Genomic DNA, 16,670 nt, shown 5'->3' with positions numbered 1-16,670 from the left:
TTTAAGTTGTCGCAAACAAAAAAGCGGGCTCATCAGCCCGCTTTTTTATTACCCGTTATTCACGATAACGATGCCGCCGTGATCGTAGCGATAATGGCAATGGGCGTATTCCAGCGGCGTGCCATCCTCAAGATAGATGACCTGTTCCACTTCCAGCACCGGGTCAGTTTGCTCGCAGACCAGATGCTGCATATCCAGCGCATTCGGTTTTAGCGCCCGCACTACGCGATACGACCCCATAATTTTCAGCCCCAGCGTCTCCTGGACATACTGGAACACCGAGCTTTCGAGATGGGTTTTATTGAGTCCCGGCACCAGATTCAGCGGCATGACCGTGGAATCCAGCGACATCGGCTCACCGTTGAGGGAGCGCAGGCGGATGAAATCATAGATCGGCGTATCGGCGTTAATCATCAGGGACGACTGCTCTTTCTCGTTCGGGAAGCGCAGCTCGAAATGAACCACTTTGCTGCTCACCGTCCCGAGATGTTCCCAGGTTTTGGTCGCACCGAAGTAGTCGCTGCCGGAGAGATCCCACTGGGAGAGTTGCAGGAAGTTTTTACGGATAAAGGTCCCCTGCCCCTGGCGCGTATAGACGAGTCCTTCCACTATTAGCTGGCGCATCGCCTGCTGGATGGTCATCCGGCTGGTGCTGAACTCCGCCGCCAGCGCAAACTGGTCTGGCAGCGGTTCATTGGCGGCATACTGCTGGCTGATAATGCGTTTCTTAATTTCCCGCGCGATGGTGATGTACTTCGCCGCCATGCCTTTTCCTTTTGATTAATCCGCTATCACACTGTTTTTCAACGCCACCCTCTCAGCAATCTTGAGGAAAGGCAGGTAGAAGAATACACCAAATACAATGATTGCCAACTGAACCACTACCGCCCGCCAGTCCCCTGCCGTCGCCAGCCAGGCGCTAAGTATCGGCGGCGTGGTCCACGGGATCATCACCACGCAGCGCGACATCAGCCCGAGCGTGGTACAGAGCCAGGCGAAGTAAATTCCGATCGCCGGAAGCAACACAAACGGGATCATCAGCGGCAGGTTGAAGACAATCGGCAGACCGAAAATCACCGGCTCGTTGATGTTAAACAGCCCCGGCGCCAGCGACAGCCGCGCCACCTGTTTGGCCGATTTCTGGCGCGAGAAGATGAAGATGGCAATCAGCAGCGAAATAGTGCTGCCCGTCCCGCCAATCATGCCGAAGGTCGGGACAAAAATATTGTTGATGATATGCGGGATTGGCTGACCGTTGGCGAAGGCCAGCATGTTCTCATTGGTGTTGATTAACAGGAAAGGTTCCAGAATCACGCTGTTCACCACCGACTGGTGAATACCGAGCGTAAACAGGAAATTCCCGAAGCTGTAGATAAAAATGGTGCCGGGCAGACTGGTGTTAATCAGTCGGAGCGGCTGCTGGATGAAATGGGTGATCAGGTGGATCAGATCCGTGTGCAGCACGTTCGCCAGCAGCGCCGCCACAATGGCGAACAGCGAGAGCGTAATGATGGTCGGGATCAGCGCCGTAAAGGATTTGCTCACCGCAGGCGGGACGTTCTCGCCCAGCGAAATGTGCAGCGCTTTCAGGCGCGAAATCGCGATAAACACTTCGGTAGAGATCAGGCCGATCAGCACCCCGGCAAAAATTCCCGTCGAGCCGATATTGCCGAAGGTCAGCACCTGGGTGACGTTCACCGCTGTCTGGCTGCCGACAGGCACCAGTTGCAACTGCATCGGCATCATAATGATAAAACTGCTCACGGCGATAACCACTGCCGAAACCGGGTTGTCGAAATCTTTGTTGCGCGCCAGCGACCAGGCAATCATTGGCGCCAGCAACAGCGCCGCAATGTTCAGCGTGCCGTTGATAATCGCCTCGCCCCACACCTTGAACTGGGTAAGGGTTTCCCCCTCCAGCACCCACGGAAACACCACGTTATTCACCAGTACCGCAAGACCGGCAAGGATGAAGATCGGCATCACCGTGGCGAAGGCATCGCGCAGGGAGCGTAAGTGCACCTGGTTGGCCAGGCGCGCGGAGAACTCAACAAATCTGTCGACAAACGACTGCATCGCAGGTGTAATTTTTGTATCAGACATAGCGGATATTTCCCATCAATCAGTCACAAAAACCGGTCCGGCAGCGTACGACTTACAGTTCGCTTCCGTTGCTATGAATAGCCTGTTTTAACCACGCATAGCTCTTTTTCGGCACGCGTTTCAGGTCCTTAAGATCGTGGTTCTCGCGGTTGACGTACACCACGCCGTAGCGTTTGCGCATGTCGCCCTGGGAGCTGAGAATGTCGATCAAACCCCAGCCGAGATAGCCAATCACCTGCGCACCGTCTTCAAAGATCGCCGCTTTCATCGCCTCGAAATGCTTGCGGTGATAGTCGATGCGGTAATCGTCTTCGATTTGATTCACGCCGTCCCAGGACTCAATGACCCCGATACCGTTTTCAATCGGGAACACCGGCATACGCCAGTCGTTGTAGTAGCGAGTGATGATAGTGCGAAAGCCAAGCGGGTCGATCTGCCAGTTCCATTCGGTGGCTTTCAGGAACGGATTGTTTTTCTCGCCGTGCGTCAGGTAGTAGTTGACCGGCGTGCCTTCCGGGATCGGATCGCTGTCGAGGGTTTTACTCGCGTAGTAGCTGAAGGCCATGAAGTCGTTTTTGGTGCGCGCCAATAGGGCCAAATCTTCCGCGCGATAAATATCGCCGAAGCCTTGCTGCTCAACCACCGCCATCACCGCCGGGCTGTAGCCTTGCCCCGCAAAGACCCGCAGCAGGTTCTGGTTGAGGAATTCGTCGTACTGCTGAGCGCAGAAGATGTCGCGCGGTTTGCAGGTTGCCGGATAGATCAGCTGGTGCGCCAGCATGCCGCCCATCATCTGGCCCGGTTTCGCCTGATGCAGATACTCCGTCAGCGCCATGTGCGCCACCATCGTATGGTGCTGAACTTCATAAAGTTCACGCAGAGTTTGCTCGCCCTTCATGTAGCCTGAAACCCGGAACGCTTCCGGCATGTGGAAAATGTTCTGCTCGTTAAAGGTCAGCCAGTACTTCACGCGGTCGCCGTAGCAGTCGATCATCTTTTTGCCGTAGCGCACAAACGCATCCAGCACCCGGCGGTCGTTAAAGCCGTTGTACTCCTGGGCCAGCGCCAGCGGCATGTCGAAGTGATACAGGCAGACCATCGGCTCGATACCGCGCGCGATCAGATCGTCGATGAAACGATCGTAGAACGCGATGCCTTCTTCATTGAATTCCCCGTCGCCCTGAGGGCAGACGCGGCTCCAGGAGATCTGGAAGCGGTAGCAGTTCATGCCCAGATCCTGCATTAAATCGAAATCTTCTTTGTAGCGATGATAGGAGTCGGTGGCGACTTTCCAGTCGGAGGCATTTTCACCGGCTTCACGGATGTCGTACACCGACATTCCTTTTCCGCCCTCGTTCCACGCCCCCTCGGTCTGCATACTGGACACCGAGTTACCCCATAAAAAGTTAGCTGGCAGTGATTGCTTCATGGTCTCTCCCTATATGACTAGTCATTTAAATTTCATGACTAGTCATATAGCTAAAGATGAAAAATCAAGCAAAGGGAAGGATCGTTTTTTGTGAGCGGGATAGAAATAAAAAAGCCGGATGGCGCTTCGCTTATCCGGCCTACGTTCGTGGATTTGTGTGTGGTTTTTGTAGGCCGGGCAAGCGCAGCGCCGCCCGGCGATGGAGGGTTAACCTTTCAGCTGATTCTGGCGATATTCACCCTGGCGCTCCAGCATCCAGCCAGGGTATTCCCGTGGCAGTGCGCTGACGGCGTCGAGCTGTTGCAGTTCATCCTCGCTTAAGCGAATCGTGGTCGCGGCGATATTGTCATCCAGCTGATCGACGCGTTTGGCGCCAATGATCACGCTGCTTACCACCTTCTGATGTAGCAGCCACGCCAGCGCGATCTGCGCCACCGACACGCCTTTGCTCTCAGCAATGGTGCGCATCACATCGACACAGTCGAATGCGCGATCTTTGTCCACCGGCGGGAAGTCAAACTCCTGACGACGACTGCCCGCTTCGCTCTGGCCGTCGCGGCCATATTTTCCGCTCAGTAAACCACCGGCCAGTGGGCTCCAGACCATCAGCCCGACGCCTTCACTTTGCATCATCGGTACCAGCTCACGTTCGAGATCGCGCCCGGCGATGGTGTAATACGCCTGCAGGGAAGCAAAACGTGCCAGCCCGAGACGCTCGGAAATCCCCAACGCTTTGGTGATTTGCCACGCCGCCCAGTTCGACACGCCGATGTAGCGCACGTGGCCGTGCTGCACCAGATTATCCAGGGCGTAGAGCGTCTCTTCGATCGGGGTTGCCGGGTCGAAACCGTGCAGTTGATAGAGATCGATATGATCGAGCTGCATGCGGCGCAGGCTCTCTTTGACGCTGTTAATGATGTGATAGCGCGAACTGCCGCGCGAATTGACGCCCGCCGTGCCGGTTTCGCCGAAGACTTTGGTAGCGACGACCACATTTTCACGCGGGATCTTAAGATTTTTCAGCGCCTGGCCGGTGATCTCCTCCGAGCGCCCTTCCGAATAAACGTTGGCGGTGTCGATAAAGTTAATTCCGGCATCCAACGCGCGACCAACCAGCTTTTCCGCATCGCTCTGCTGAAGCTGACCAATTTTCCCCCACATGCCGCCTTCACCGCCAAAGGTCATGGTGCCGAGGCACAGTTCAGAAACAAACAGACCGGTATTGCCCAGTTTTTGATAACGCATATGACGTTCCTCACAATGTTCGTTTGATGGGTGCCGGATAGTTATACTCCGCCCCTGCAAAACGCGAATGTGGCGTTCCTGTCTGTTTCTTGCCCAATCCTCTGAACGTTATCCGCGCGGGGCGTCGCCAAACACCGAATAATCCGGCAAATTCACCTGCTGATACGGCTCCCAGCCCCCGCCGAGCGCCTTGTAGAGCGCCACCAGATCGAGTGCACTTTGCACCTGGGCCTGCGCGCGCTGCTGCTGCGCCTGAGCCAGCTGGCGCTGGGCATCCAGCACATCGATAAAGCTGGCGATACCCTGGCGATAGCTGTCGCTCGCCAAATCAAAGGCATTTTGCAGCGCATCGATGGTTTTGCCTAAACCGGCCTCACGCTGCTGATCCGTGCGATAGCTGACCAGCGCGTTTTCCACATCCCCCAGCGCGGTGAGTACCGTCTGACGATAGTCCAGCACCGCAGCGCCCTGCTGCGCACGCGCCACTTTGACGCTGGAGACCAGCCGTCCGCCCTGGAAAATCGGAATCGAAACCTGCGGTCCGACGCTGTAAAAATGGCTACTCCAGTCCGTGAGCCAGTTGGTTTCGCTGTTGCGCAGGCCAAACTGCCCGGAGAGCGACACGCTCGGGAACAGCTCGGCGACGGAAACGCCGATTTGCGCCGTCGCCGCGTGAAGATTAGCCTCCGCCTCGCGCACGTCCGGGCGACGACGGGCGAGCGTAGACGGAATGCCCGTCGGCACAATCTCCGGCAACGCCGGGAGCGGTTGAACAGAACGCAGCTCGCTGTCGAGCGCACCCGGCGGTTTGCCAAGCAAAATAGCCAGCCCGTTCATCGCCTGACGCTCCTGGGCCTGATATTGCGGGAGCTGAGCTTCCAGATTACCCAGCTGCGCGCGGGCGTTTTCCACGTCCATCTGCGGCGACAGCCCGCCGCGCTGGCGGCTCTCAGTGAGATCGAGGGTTTGCTGCGCGCTCTCAATTTGCGTATTGAGCGTCGCCATCACGCTTTGCGCGCCGCGCAGTTGCAGCCAGGCGCGCGCCACTTCCGCTTCCAGGGACACCAGCGCGTCGTTTCGCTGCTCAATGGCCGCCCGCTGCTGCGCCTCTGCGCCTTCCACCTGACGTCGCACTTTGCCCCACAGGTCGAGCTCCCACTGAGCGTCAAAGCTGCCCTGATAGAGGTTCACCGGCTGGGTGAGCGGACCCAGCGCGCCTTTCAAATCGGGGTCGACGTTATCTATCTGATCGTAAACTCCGTGCGATTTCAGCTCTCCTTCCAGACCCAACTGCTGGCGGGTAGCCTGTAAGTTGCCGTTCACGGAAGGATAAAACGCCCCGCCCGCTTGGTTAATCTGCTCGCGGGCTCCGGCGATGCGCAGAACCGTTTGTTGCAACGAGAGGTTTCCAGCAATCGCCCGTTCAATCAGGCTGTCGAGCTGCGCGGAGCCAAAGGTTTTCCACCAGCGCGGATTCACCGCCGTGCTCTCGGCTTTCGATTTCACTCCCGTATCGCCCGGATCGTTCCACTTCGCGGGCGTAGTCGGCGCGGGCGGCTGGTAGTCCGGCCCCACGGCGCATCCGGCTAACAGCAACACTAAAAACAGGGGGGACAAACGTGTGTAGATCATCAATGTGCTCCTGCACTGCCTTCGCTTTTCACCGGCGAGAGCAACAAACAAAACGGGATAAGCAGTAACGCAACCGCGCTCAGGATCGTGAAAACGTCCACGTAGGCCAGAAAACGCGACTGTTCAATCATGGTCTGGTACATGCGCCCGGTGGCAATATCCAGCGGATTGCCGACCTGAGTCGTGAAGTTCTGGATTGCCTGCGCCGACTCCCGCAGCGCCAGCTGGAATTGCTCGTTAAAGGGCGAGGCGTGATAGGCCAGATGCGCGCTATGCGTCTGGGCGCGCTCGGTGATGGCGGCGGTCGAGAGCGAAATCCCGATCGATCCCGCGACGTTACGGAACATGGTAAACAGCGCGGCGGCGTCGCCGTTGAGCTGCCTTGGTATCGAAATAAAAGCGATGGTGGTGAGCGGAACAAACAGGAACCCCAGCCCGAAAGACTGGGCGCTACGAAAGAGCACCAGTGTTTCGAAATCAATATCCGGCGTCAGGGTTCGCGACCAGAAGAACGACACCGCCAGACAGGCGAAACCAAAGGCGATGATCCAGCGCGTTTGCACGATGGGCATCAGTTTCAGCACCAGCGGGATGGTCAGGACAATCAGCACCGCGCCGGGCGAGAGCACCATCCCGGACCAGGTGGCGGTGTAACCCAAATCCTGCTGCGCCAGCTGCGGGATCACCACCGAACTGCCGTACAAAATCATCGCCATGCCGCCCATCAGCAAACAAGCTACGGCAAAGTTTTTGTCTTTCATGCAGCGCAGATCCACCACCGGTTTTTTGGCGTAAAGGAGCCAGTAAATCGCGCCGATGATGCCAATAAGCGTCAGTACCGCGAAGGTACGGATAAAGTTCGAGTAGAACCAGTCATCGTCTTCGCCGCGATCGAGCATCACCTGCAGACAGCCGAGCCCGAGGGCGATCAGGCCAATCCCCGTCCAGTCGATAGACAGTTTGTCTTCGGATTTACGCTCCCACGGCGGATCTTCCAGTAACTGGTAAATCGCCAGCACCGTCATGATCCCGACCGGTATATTGATAAAAAAGACCCAGCGCCAGGAGTAGTTATCGGTGATCCAGCCACCGAGCGTTGGCCCCAGCACCGGTGCGACGATGATCGCAATCGACGACAGACCAAAGGCTTTGCCGCGATCTTCGGGTTTGAAGTAGTCGAGCAGTACCGACTGCTGCGTCGGCTGCAGGCCGCCGCCAAAAAAGCCCTGCATGATGCGAAACAGAATGATTTGCCACAGCTCCGTGGCTATCCCGCACAGGAAGGAGCAGATAGTGAACATCACAATGCAGATCAGGAAGAATTGCTTGCGGCCAAACACCCGGCTGAGAAACGCCGAGATGGGCAGCACGATCCCGTTGGCGACCAGATAGCTGGTGAGCACCCAGGTCGATTCATCGTAGCTGGCTGAGAGCGAACCGGCCACGTGCGGGAGCGCCACGTTGACAATAGTGGTGTCGAGGATCTCCATAAACACCGCGAGGGTGACAACAATCGCCACCGCCCACGGATTACTGGCGGGCCGCCAGTTTTCGTGGCTGTGATCCGTCATTCCAGGGTGACCTTCGGCTCAACGGAGAGGCCCAGTGGCAGAGGCATGTTCGGGTCCAGTCCTTTGTCGATGACGATTTTGACCGGAACGCGTTGCACGATTTTGACAAAGTTGCCGGTGGCGTTTTCTGCCGGGAAAGCTGAGAAGCGCGCGCCGCTCCCCTGCTGGATACTGTCGATGTGACCTTCGAGTTCCATGTCCGGCCAGGCATCGACGGTGATCGCCACTTTGTTACCGGGGCGCATGCGTTCAAGCTGCGACTCTTTGAAGTTAGCCACCACCCAGATGTCCGGCGAGACCAGTGAAAAGAGCGCCGTGCCGGCCTGCACCAGGGTGCCCGTCTGAACGTTACGCTTAGTGACAAACCCATCGAACGGTGCGCGCACTTCGGTGTACGAGAGATTCAGGTTGGCGGTTTCGAGCTGGGCTTTTGCCTGATCGACTTGACGTTCACGCGCTTCGACGTTGGTCTCCTGCTGGCGGATCTGGAGTTGAACCTGCTCAGCAACTTCCAACTGAGCCTGCGCACTGGCAAGGCCAGCCTGCGCGCTACGCAGTTGGGCATTCGCGGAATCAATGCTTTGTTGGGTGGTCGCGCGCGGGTCGACACCGCGCTGGCGGCGATACTCGGCCTGCGCATTCGCCATATCTGCCTGCGCTTTCAGGACCTGAGCTTTCGCTTCGTCGCGCTGAGCAGGATATTGCACTTTCGACAGCGCCAGCTGCGCCTGCGCCTGATGAAGCTGCGCCACGGCCAGGCCCAACTGCGCCTGCGCCTGGTCGCGTTGAGCGGTGGTATCACGCGGATCGATAACCACCAGCAGATCGCCCTTCTTCACCCGCTGGTTGTCGCGCACGCGCAAATCTGTGACATAGCCCGCCGCTTTCGGGGCAATGGTCACCACGTCCGCATCGGTGAAGGCGTCATCGGTAGTCTCTTCATTACGGGTGAGAAACCACCACACCAGCGCCGCGACGACCATCACGACCACGACGATCCCAAGGATAATGAGCGGTTTTTTCCCAGGACCTTTGCGCTCTGGTTTTTCGTTTTGTTCTGAGGTTTCGTTTGTGTCTGCCATATGCCAACAACGTTCCTGTCAGTGAACGGCATCACATTTATGCCGTTCACTAAAGTTAGGACGTTGCTATACATTTGCCAGGAAAAGCTGACAATTAGCGCACTATATGAGAAGGAATAATCCGAAACCGACCGCAGCCGCCCAGACCAGCATTGGCAGGGACCAGAGATGGAATCGCCACCAGATCCGGCGGTTGTTTGCCATGCGCAGGGCGATTAGATTAGCGAGCGATCCCGGCAGTAAGCCGAATCCGCCTACGTTCACAGCCCAGGCTAGCAGCGCCGTCGGCGGGACGTAGTTGATCAGCAGAATGGTCGATGGGACATTGCTGATAAATTGCGACAGGCCGATGGCTGTCAGCCACAGGCCGAGCGGTGACAATCCGCTGACGCTGTGCAGAGAACTCTGTAGCACAGGCAGTTGAATCAACAGATGTACATCGATAAACATCGCCATAAACACCAGTAGCAGCGTCCAGTCGACGCTGATCAGCACCCGGCGTGCCAGCAATAAAAAGCCACCTGCAACCAGCAACGCGCCCCACAGCGCCAGCTTCAGTTCGAGCGCCGTCAGGAAAACGAGATACAAGACCAGGCAGCCCCAGACCAGACGCGGATTCCACCCAGTAGCCTGCGTGCCGCTGTGGTAGTTGAGCGCTTTATTCGGAAATGCGAACCAACAGACCACCAGCAGGGAGAGCATCATGACCAGGGCCAGAGGTGCCATCTGCCAGGTGAACGCCGCAAATGACAGACCTGACCGTCCCCAGAGGAGAATATTTTGCGGATTGCCGATCGGCGTCAACAGCGATCCGGCGTTAACCGCCAGCGCCTCAAAGATAATCAGCCGGTTAACCGGAATTTCGCACAGCTTGCGTAACGTCAACGTCAGCGGCACGACGATAAACAGCGCCACGTCGTTGGTCAGAAAGGTTGAAAGCAGCGCAGCGGCCAGCATCATAAACAGCGACAGTTTTCGCTCAGTGGCAAAGCGGCGCACCATTTTGCGCCCGATAACGTCGAAATAACCGCTCTGTTCCACCCCTTTGGTGAGCATCATTAACCCGCTCAGGGTAATGATGGTGTGCCAGTCGATGGCTGCCGGCCAGGCTTTTGGCGCGAAGGGAACGAAGAAACTTAGTCCAGCGCCGATCAATAACAGAAGGTGGAAAAAGCGATCGCGGGCGAGCGCCCGCAGCCCCGGAATGTTCATTCAGCTGGCGATCCGAACTTGAGGGTGAATTCGCGGAATTTCTCCAGCGTCTCTTCGCTAACGTGGTGTTCAATGCCTTCCGAATCGCGGCGGGCGATATCTTCGCTCACGCCCAATACCAGCAAAAAGTTTTCGACTATCTGATGACGTTCGCGGCTCTCCTGCGCCAGTTTTTCACCTTCTGGCGTCAGGAACACGCCGCGCCACGGGATCATTTCAATCAGTCCGACCGAGGCCAGGCGTTTTAACATTTTGGCGACAGTGGGCTGTGAAACCCCCAGACGTGCGGCCATATCTACCTGACGCGCTTCCCCGACCTCGCGAAACAGATCGGAAATCAGCTCAACGTAGTCATCAATCAGCTCGCGACGGTGCGCCTCACGCACCTGACGAAACCCTTCAACATGCTCTTCAACATTCACCAGTTGCGTCTTTTTTTTTGTAGTTGGCTTACCTGCGCGACGGTTCATTGCACTTCCTCAGTGGGTTGACGCCCCTGGCGTCCTGTAACGAGAGCGCACAGTGTAAACCATCCCTCTACAAGCACAAAAAATTAACGAATTAGCCATAGCTATACAATATAGCCTGTGCTATATCTGTATGTAATGCAGTCACCCTTCACGGATCGAAGGGATCCGAAATCAGGAGGTCACATGAACGAATTCAAGAGGTGTATAAAAGTGTTTAGCCACTCTCCCTTTAAAGTACGGTTAATGCTGTTGAACATGCTGTGCGACATTTTTAACGGCAAACCACAGCAGAACGACAAACCAACCCACTAAGCGGCGTCGCGGTACGCCGCTTTCATTTTTCCGTCATCATTTCCCTGTACACTGGCCTTCAGGCCCCCAATTCCCGATCTTTTTTACGGATTTGTAATCCCTCTCGCAAAACATCTTCTTAGCAACTGTTGACCTAATTGCCGACTGGCTCTATCTTCTTGCAGCCCTGCACCAATTGCGGCTCGCTGAAGCGGACCCTTATTCCCTCTCCACGCACTGTCAGGCAGGCTTTGACCCTCGACGCCAGGGTGAGCACATGGCGTTTTCATGATAGTGACCTATGAATTTAACCCTGAAAGACACATTTATTACCCGCAGCCGGGCCTTAAGCCCGTGGACCGGATTCTACTTTCTACAATCACTGCTGATTAACTTTGCGCTGGGCTATCCTTTTAGCCTGCTGTACGCCGTGGCATTCACCTGCCTGCTGCATTTAATGTGGCGTAGTTCACCGCGCGCGCAAAAAGTGGTGGTGGGGATCTGCTCTGTGGTTGCTGCGATGTATTACCCGTTTGGTCAGGCTTACGGCGCGCCTAACTTCAACACCTTGCTGGCGCTGCACTCCACCAATATGGAAGAGTCGACGGAAATTCTGACCATCTTCCCGTGGTACAGCTACATCATTGGCCTGTTTATTTTTGCGCTCGGCGTCATTGCCGTGCGTCGTGCGCCACAAGAGAAAAAGCCGTGGAGCGTGACTGAAAATCTGTGCCTGATTTTCAGCGTCGTCGCCTTCTTTGTTGCGCCGGTGCAAAACCTGGCGTGGGGTGGCGTATTCAAGCTGAAAGACACCGGCTATCCGGTTTTCCGCTTCGTCAAAGATGTCGTGGTCAACAATAAAGAAGTGCTTGATGAGCAGACGCGCATGGCTGAGCTTTCGAATATGAAAGACACCTGGAACGTGCTCGCGGTAAAACCGAAATATCACACCTACGTAGTCGTGATTGGCGAGAGCGCGCGCCGCGATGCGCTGGGCGCATTTGGCGGCCACTGGAACAACACGCCGTTCGCCAGTTCAGTCAACGGTACGCTGTTTACAGATTACGTGGCGGCAAGCGGTTCAACGCAAAAATCGCTCGGTCTGACGTTAAGCCGCGTGATGGATGGTAAACCGCAGTATCAGGATAACTTCGTCACTCTGGCGAACCGCGCTGGTTTTCAGACCTGGTGGTTCTCCAATCAGGGACAAATTGGTGAGTACGACACCGCCATTGCCAGTATTGCCAAGCGTGCGGATGAAGCACAATTCCTGAAAAATGGGGATTTTGAAGCGGATAAAAATACCAAAGACGAAGCCTTGCTCAAGATGACGTCGCAGGTATTTGCCAGCCAACGCACTCAACCGCAGCTGATTGTTTTGCACCTGATGGGCTCACATCCACAGGCCTGCGATCGTACTCAGGGGAAATACGCGGAGTTCGTGCAGTCGAAAGAGACATCTTGCTATCTCTATACCATGACGCAAACCGACGACTTGCTGAAAAAACTGTATACCCAGTTGCAAAACACCGGTGACAGTTTCTCGATGGTTTATTTCTCAGATCACGGGCTGGCGTTCAAAGAACGCGGGAAAGAGGTTCAGTACCTGGCGCATGATGATAAGTTCCAGCAAAACTTCCAGGTGCCGTTTATGGTGCTGTCCAGCGATGACAAAACCCATCGCATCATTAAGGCGCGTCGTTCGGCGAACGATTTCCTGAGCTTCTTTTCGCAGTGGACGGGGATTTCAGCGAAAGAGATTGCGAACAGTTACCCGTTCATTTCTAACAAGAAAGCACCGCCGGTTTACATTACCAACTTCAAGTTACAGAAGGTGGAATATACCCATCTGGGAACGGACATTTTCACCACAAAATAACTGCCTGATGCAGAATAAAAAAAATCCGCCACAGTGGGCGGATTTTTTATTGGCTCACCGGAGTGATTAGAAGCGGTAACCCACGCCTGCGATCCAGGTGCCAACGTCAACGTTGCGGATACGGCTCTGCTCATAGGAGAAGTCCAGAGCAACGTTTTCGATTGGGTTGAACTGCATACCTGCGCCGTAGGAGAAACCGTAGTCGCTGGTAGATGCAGTGCGGTTCAGACTCTGGTTTTCAGTCTGCTGGAATTTACCGTAGCCAACACCTACAACACCGTAGATGCTTGCCCAGTCGTTCAGGCGGTAAGCAGGACCAGCGGTCACACCGTAGTACTGAGCTTTGTTGTAAGCGCCATCTTCAGAACGATCTTTCTCGGTGTAAGTGAAAGAACCGATCACGCCCAGCGGGTTGTTGTCCTGCTCGTAGCGGTACTTCAGGTTGAAACCGTTAGCTTTGTTTACTACGCCCTGCATATCGCTCTGAGCGTAACCACCAGTAACAGTGGAAGTAGCAGCTACAGCGGTACCTGCGGAAACAGCCAGAACAGCGGCCAGTGCTGAAAGACATGCAATTTTTTTCATAACCACCTCAAATGTGCTTCAAGTAAATCCGTAAGTTTTAAATATATCAAAAAATCTTGTGAAACTCTTTGTGATTCATGATGTCTAACCGAGCCTTTGATGTAACAAAAAATTTCAAAGAGCAGCTATCTCATTCAAAAAACACTAAATTTTCACATTAATACGCTGATTCTGCGCGTCAACCGCGCTACATTCATCCAGATTAATCCTAATCTGTTAGCTGATTAATCCATCAATGTTTACGTATTCTACGGATTTTCTGGTTTTTATTTTCAACAAAGCCTAAACCGTCACCCCTTATTTCAATTACACTGCGCCTTTTACTCCCTTTGACAAAAATTGACAGGAGAAAGGATGCCGGGGTTGTCTCGCAAGGCGCCAGTCTGGTTGCCCATCGTTGTAATACTCATCGCTATGCTGTCCATCCAGAGTGGCGCATCACTGGCAAAATCCCTTTTCCCGCTGGTCGGTGCGCCGGGCGTCACCGCGCTGCGTATCGCACTGGGCACCCTGATTCTGGTCGTCATTTTTAAGCCGTGGCGGCTGAGATTTAAAAAAGAGCAACGTCTGCCGCTGCTGTTCTACGGCCTCTCTTTGGGGGGAATGAACTATCTCTTCTACCTGTCGATTCAGACCGTTCCGCTGGGGATTGCGGTGGCGCTTGAATTTACCGGTCCGCTGGCCGTAGCGCTCTTTTCTTCCCGTCGCCCGGTAGACTTTGTCTGGGTCGCGCTGGCGGTATTGGGATTATGGTTCCTGCTGCCGCTTGGACAGAATATCTCTCACGTCGACTTAACCGGCGCGGCGCTGGCGCTGGGCGCGGGAGCCTGCTGGGCGGTGTATATCCTGACCGGACAACGAGCAGGTGAAGAGCATGGGCCGGCCACCGTCGCGCTCGGGTCACTCATCGCGGCGATTATCTTTGTACCTATCGGTATGGTGCAGGCGACAGAATCGATCTGGCAGTGGTCCATTTTACCGATCGGTCTGGCGGTGGCCGTCCTGTCGACCGCACTGCCCTACTCGCTGGAAATGATCGCCCTGACGCGTCTGCCGACCCGCATTTTTGGCACCCTGATGAGTATGGAACCCGCGCTTGCGGCGATGTCGGGGATGGTTTTCCTTGGCGAAAGCCTGACATTCACCCAGACGCTGGCGCTGTGTTCAATTATTGCCGCGTCGATGGGATCGACCCTCACAATGCGGCCTGAAACTAAAATCAAAAAAATCGACGTCAATTAATGCTCTTTATTCTGCATGGTCTATTCGGCCATGCAGAATAGAGGCCAACTTCTTCTTTTTGTTAATTCATTACATACTTTGTCATCAATCTGAAATATCACCCGACGCTCATAACGAGTTGAAGTAATTAAGACTCATCCGCAACGAATAAAATAATTTACAGCAATAACAGTAAGTTGTTTAACTCACATCTTTCTCGCTATTAAACCGATAGGCACAGCCAACCCTGCAGACTAAAAAAGCGGTGCTATACTTATTTCCGGTAATTACCTGGAACATAAAACATCAAGAGGATATGAGATTATGAGTACCGCTAAACTGGTTAAAACGAAGGCGTCTAATCTGCTTTATACCCGTAACGATGTCTCGGACAGCGATAAGAAAGCAACGATTGAGCTGCTGAATCGCCAGGTGATCCAGTTCATTGACCTGTCATTGATCACTAAACAGGCCCACTGGAATATGCGCGGCGCAAACTTTATTGCCGTTCATGAAATGCTGGATGGATTCCGAACTGCGTTAGTGACACACCTGGACACCATGGCAGAACGTGCCGTGCAGCTGGGCGGCGTTGCACTGGGTACCACGCAGGTGATTAACAGTAAAACTCCGCTGAAAAGCTACCCACTGGACATTCACACCGTACAGGATCACCTGAAAGAACTGGCGGATCGTTATGCGGTTGTCGCCAACGACGTGCGTAAGGCAATCGGCGAAACCAAAGACGAAGACACCGCAGATATCTTAACAGCGGCCTCCCGCGACCTGGACCAATTCCTGTGGTTTATCGAATCTAACATCGAATAACCCATACGAATTACCAATCAAACCCTCGCCTCCCGGCGGGGGTTTTGCACGTTTATGGTGCACAGTTTTGCGTGGTCTTTCTGCAAAAGTAAATTAGTTGTAATAATCACCTCACAAAATCGTTAACGAAAGATTGTTTTATCGCCGTTATTTGCGCTTAATAGCCACCCATCGGCTGAGCGGGTCAGGCTGCACCAAAGTTGCGCTCCTTTATGGTGCAATTATCGCTGTCTGCACCGTTTCTTATGCAATGCATGACATCATCCTCTTTGCAAAACAATGAGTTGTAAAGTTGGCACGATTTTTTCATGTAGCCGTTTGTTCTCGCAGGGGATCGCCCCGTGGATATAAAAGGAAATGCTATGAAGTCTGTATTAAAAGTTTCACTGGCTGCACTTACCCTGGCTTTTGCCATGTCCTCTCACGCTGCAGATAAAAAATTGATCGTCGCCACCGACACCGCTTTCGTTCCGTTTGAATTCAAACAGGGCGACCAGTACGTAGGTTTTGACGTGGATCTGTGGGCGGCTATCGCGAAGGAACTTAAACTGGATTACACCCTGAAGCCTATGGACTTCAGCGGCATTGTCCCGGCACTGCAAACCAAAAACGTTGACGTGGCCCTGGCGGGTATCACAATCACTGACGCGCGTAAAAAAGCGATCGACTTCTCTGACGGCTACTACAAAAGCGGCCTGCTGGTGATGGTGAAGGCGGATAACAACGACGTAAAAAGCGTGAAAGACCTCGACGGTAAAGTGGTTGCAGTGAAGAGCGGCACCGGTTCTGTTGATTACGCAAAAGCGAACATCAAAACCAAAGACCTGCGCCAGTTCCCTAACATCGACAACGCGTATATGGAATTGGGCACCAACCGCGCTGATGCAGTCCTGCACGATACACCTAACATCCTGTACTTCATCAAAACCGCAGGGAACGGCAAATTCAAAGCCGTGGGTGACTCTTTAGAAGCACAGCAGTACGGTATTGCCTTCCCGAAAGGCAGCGACGATCTGCGTACTAAAGTGAACGGCGCGTTGAAAACACTGCGTGAAAACGGCACTTACAACGAAATCTATAAAAAATGGTTCGGTACTGAACCAAAATAATTATTCTTAAAAT

Annotated in this window: 15 protein-coding genes; 5 read left to right on the top strand and 10 right to left on the bottom strand. The window is 54.4% G+C overall.

The genetic code is table 11. The features are described from left to right. Positions 1 to 48: 48 nt before the first annotated feature. The 9 genes from JBO43_RS17375 to mntR all read right to left on the bottom strand — a co-directional run bounded on the left by JBO43_RS17375 (position 49) and on the right by mntR (position 10,744). On the bottom strand, positions 49 to 765 hold the full coding sequence (locus tag JBO43_RS17375) for a GntR family transcriptional regulator (RefSeq protein WP_103948755.1): 717 nt from the start codon (positions 763 to 765) through the stop codon (positions 49 to 51). A 15-nt stretch (positions 766 to 780) separates the two neighbouring features. Beyond that, on the bottom strand, positions 781 to 2,103 hold the full coding sequence (locus JBO43_RS17370; RefSeq protein ID WP_103946927.1) for a PTS sugar transporter subunit IIC: 1,323 nt from the start codon (positions 2,101 to 2,103) through the stop codon (positions 781 to 783). A gap of 52 nt (positions 2,104 to 2,155) precedes the next feature. Continuing rightward, positions 2,156 to 3,532 carry a glycoside hydrolase family 1 protein gene (locus JBO43_RS17365; RefSeq protein WP_095281354.1) on the bottom strand — a complete coding sequence of 459 codons (1,377 nt, stop codon included), beginning with the start codon at positions 3,530 to 3,532 and terminating at the stop codon, positions 2,156 to 2,158. Positions 3,533 to 3,739: 207 nt separating this feature from the next. Beyond that, positions 3,740 to 4,777 (bottom strand): aldo/keto reductase, encoded by a 1,038-nt coding sequence (locus JBO43_RS17360; protein WP_202674778.1) that lies wholly within the window; start codon positions 4,775 to 4,777, stop codon positions 3,740 to 3,742. A gap of 108 nt (positions 4,778 to 4,885) precedes the next feature. After that, entirely contained in the window at positions 4,886 to 6,409 is a 1,524-nt protein-coding gene (locus JBO43_RS17355; RefSeq protein WP_095281352.1) for an efflux transporter outer membrane subunit, read from the bottom strand. Next, positions 6,409 to 7,980 (bottom strand): DHA2 family efflux MFS transporter permease subunit, encoded by a 1,572-nt coding sequence (locus tag JBO43_RS17350; RefSeq protein WP_095281351.1) that lies wholly within the window; start codon positions 7,978 to 7,980, stop codon positions 6,409 to 6,411. The genes JBO43_RS17355 and JBO43_RS17350 overlap by 1 nt, the downstream gene beginning before the upstream one ends. Continuing rightward, positions 7,977 to 9,062: an HlyD family secretion protein gene (locus tag JBO43_RS17345; protein WP_095281350.1), complete on the bottom strand. Its 1,086-nt coding sequence runs from the start codon at positions 9,060 to 9,062 to the stop codon at positions 7,977 to 7,979. The genes JBO43_RS17350 and JBO43_RS17345 overlap by 4 nt, the downstream gene beginning before the upstream one ends. Before the next feature lie 102 nt (positions 9,063 to 9,164). Then, entirely contained in the window at positions 9,165 to 10,274 is a 1,110-nt protein-coding gene (locus JBO43_RS17340) for an anion transporter (RefSeq protein WP_202674777.1), read from the bottom strand. Next, positions 10,271 to 10,744 carry a manganese-binding transcriptional regulator MntR gene (mntR, locus tag JBO43_RS17335; RefSeq protein WP_095281348.1) on the bottom strand — a complete coding sequence of 158 codons (474 nt, stop codon included), beginning with the start codon at positions 10,742 to 10,744 and terminating at the stop codon, positions 10,271 to 10,273. The genes JBO43_RS17340 and mntR overlap by 4 nt, the downstream gene beginning before the upstream one ends. Before the next feature lie 183 nt (positions 10,745 to 10,927). Between mntR and mntS the strand changes: the two genes are divergently transcribed. Together mntS and JBO43_RS17325 are read left to right on the top strand one after the other, a co-directional pair. Further along, positions 10,928 to 11,056, top strand: coding sequence for a manganase accumulation protein MntS (gene mntS, locus JBO43_RS17330; protein ID WP_095281347.1), 129 nt, complete (start codon positions 10,928 to 10,930; stop codon positions 11,054 to 11,056). A 280-nt stretch (positions 11,057 to 11,336) separates the two neighbouring features. Further along, positions 11,337 to 12,914 carry a phosphoethanolamine transferase gene (locus tag JBO43_RS17325; protein ID WP_095281346.1) on the top strand — a complete coding sequence of 526 codons (1,578 nt, stop codon included), beginning with the start codon at positions 11,337 to 11,339 and terminating at the stop codon, positions 12,912 to 12,914. Positions 12,915 to 12,980: 66 nt separating this feature from the next. Here JBO43_RS17325 and ompX read toward each other — a convergent pair whose 3' ends face one another. Continuing rightward, the gene (gene ompX, locus JBO43_RS17320; RefSeq protein WP_095281345.1) at positions 12,981 to 13,499 is read right to left on the bottom strand and encodes an outer membrane protein OmpX; all 519 of its coding nucleotides are present in this window, start codon (positions 13,497 to 13,499) and stop codon (positions 12,981 to 12,983) included. 354 nt (positions 13,500 to 13,853) lie between these two features. On the opposite strand from ompX, the gene rhtA reads away from it, so the two are divergent. The 3 genes from rhtA to glnH all read left to right on the top strand — a co-directional run bounded on the left by rhtA (position 13,854) and on the right by glnH (position 16,657). Continuing rightward, positions 13,854 to 14,741, top strand: coding sequence for a threonine/homoserine exporter RhtA (gene rhtA, locus JBO43_RS17315; RefSeq protein ID WP_095281344.1), 888 nt, complete (start codon positions 13,854 to 13,856; stop codon positions 14,739 to 14,741). A gap of 303 nt (positions 14,742 to 15,044) precedes the next feature. Then, positions 15,045 to 15,548, top strand: coding sequence for a DNA starvation/stationary phase protection protein Dps (gene dps, locus JBO43_RS17310; RefSeq protein WP_095281343.1), 504 nt, complete (start codon positions 15,045 to 15,047; stop codon positions 15,546 to 15,548). Positions 15,549 to 15,910: 362 nt separating this feature from the next. Further along, positions 15,911 to 16,657: a glutamine ABC transporter substrate-binding protein GlnH gene (gene glnH / locus JBO43_RS17305; RefSeq protein WP_095281342.1), complete on the top strand. Its 747-nt coding sequence runs from the start codon at positions 15,911 to 15,913 to the stop codon at positions 16,655 to 16,657. The last annotated feature ends 13 nt before the right edge of the window (positions 16,658 to 16,670 follow it).

It is taken from the genome of Lelliottia jeotgali (assembly GCF_016771845.1).
Classification (GTDB): domain Bacteria; phylum Pseudomonadota; class Gammaproteobacteria; order Enterobacterales; family Enterobacteriaceae; genus Enterobacter; species Enterobacter jeotgali.
Note: the sequence above shows the minus strand (reverse complement) of the source record. Positions and strands in the feature narration are given on the sequence as shown.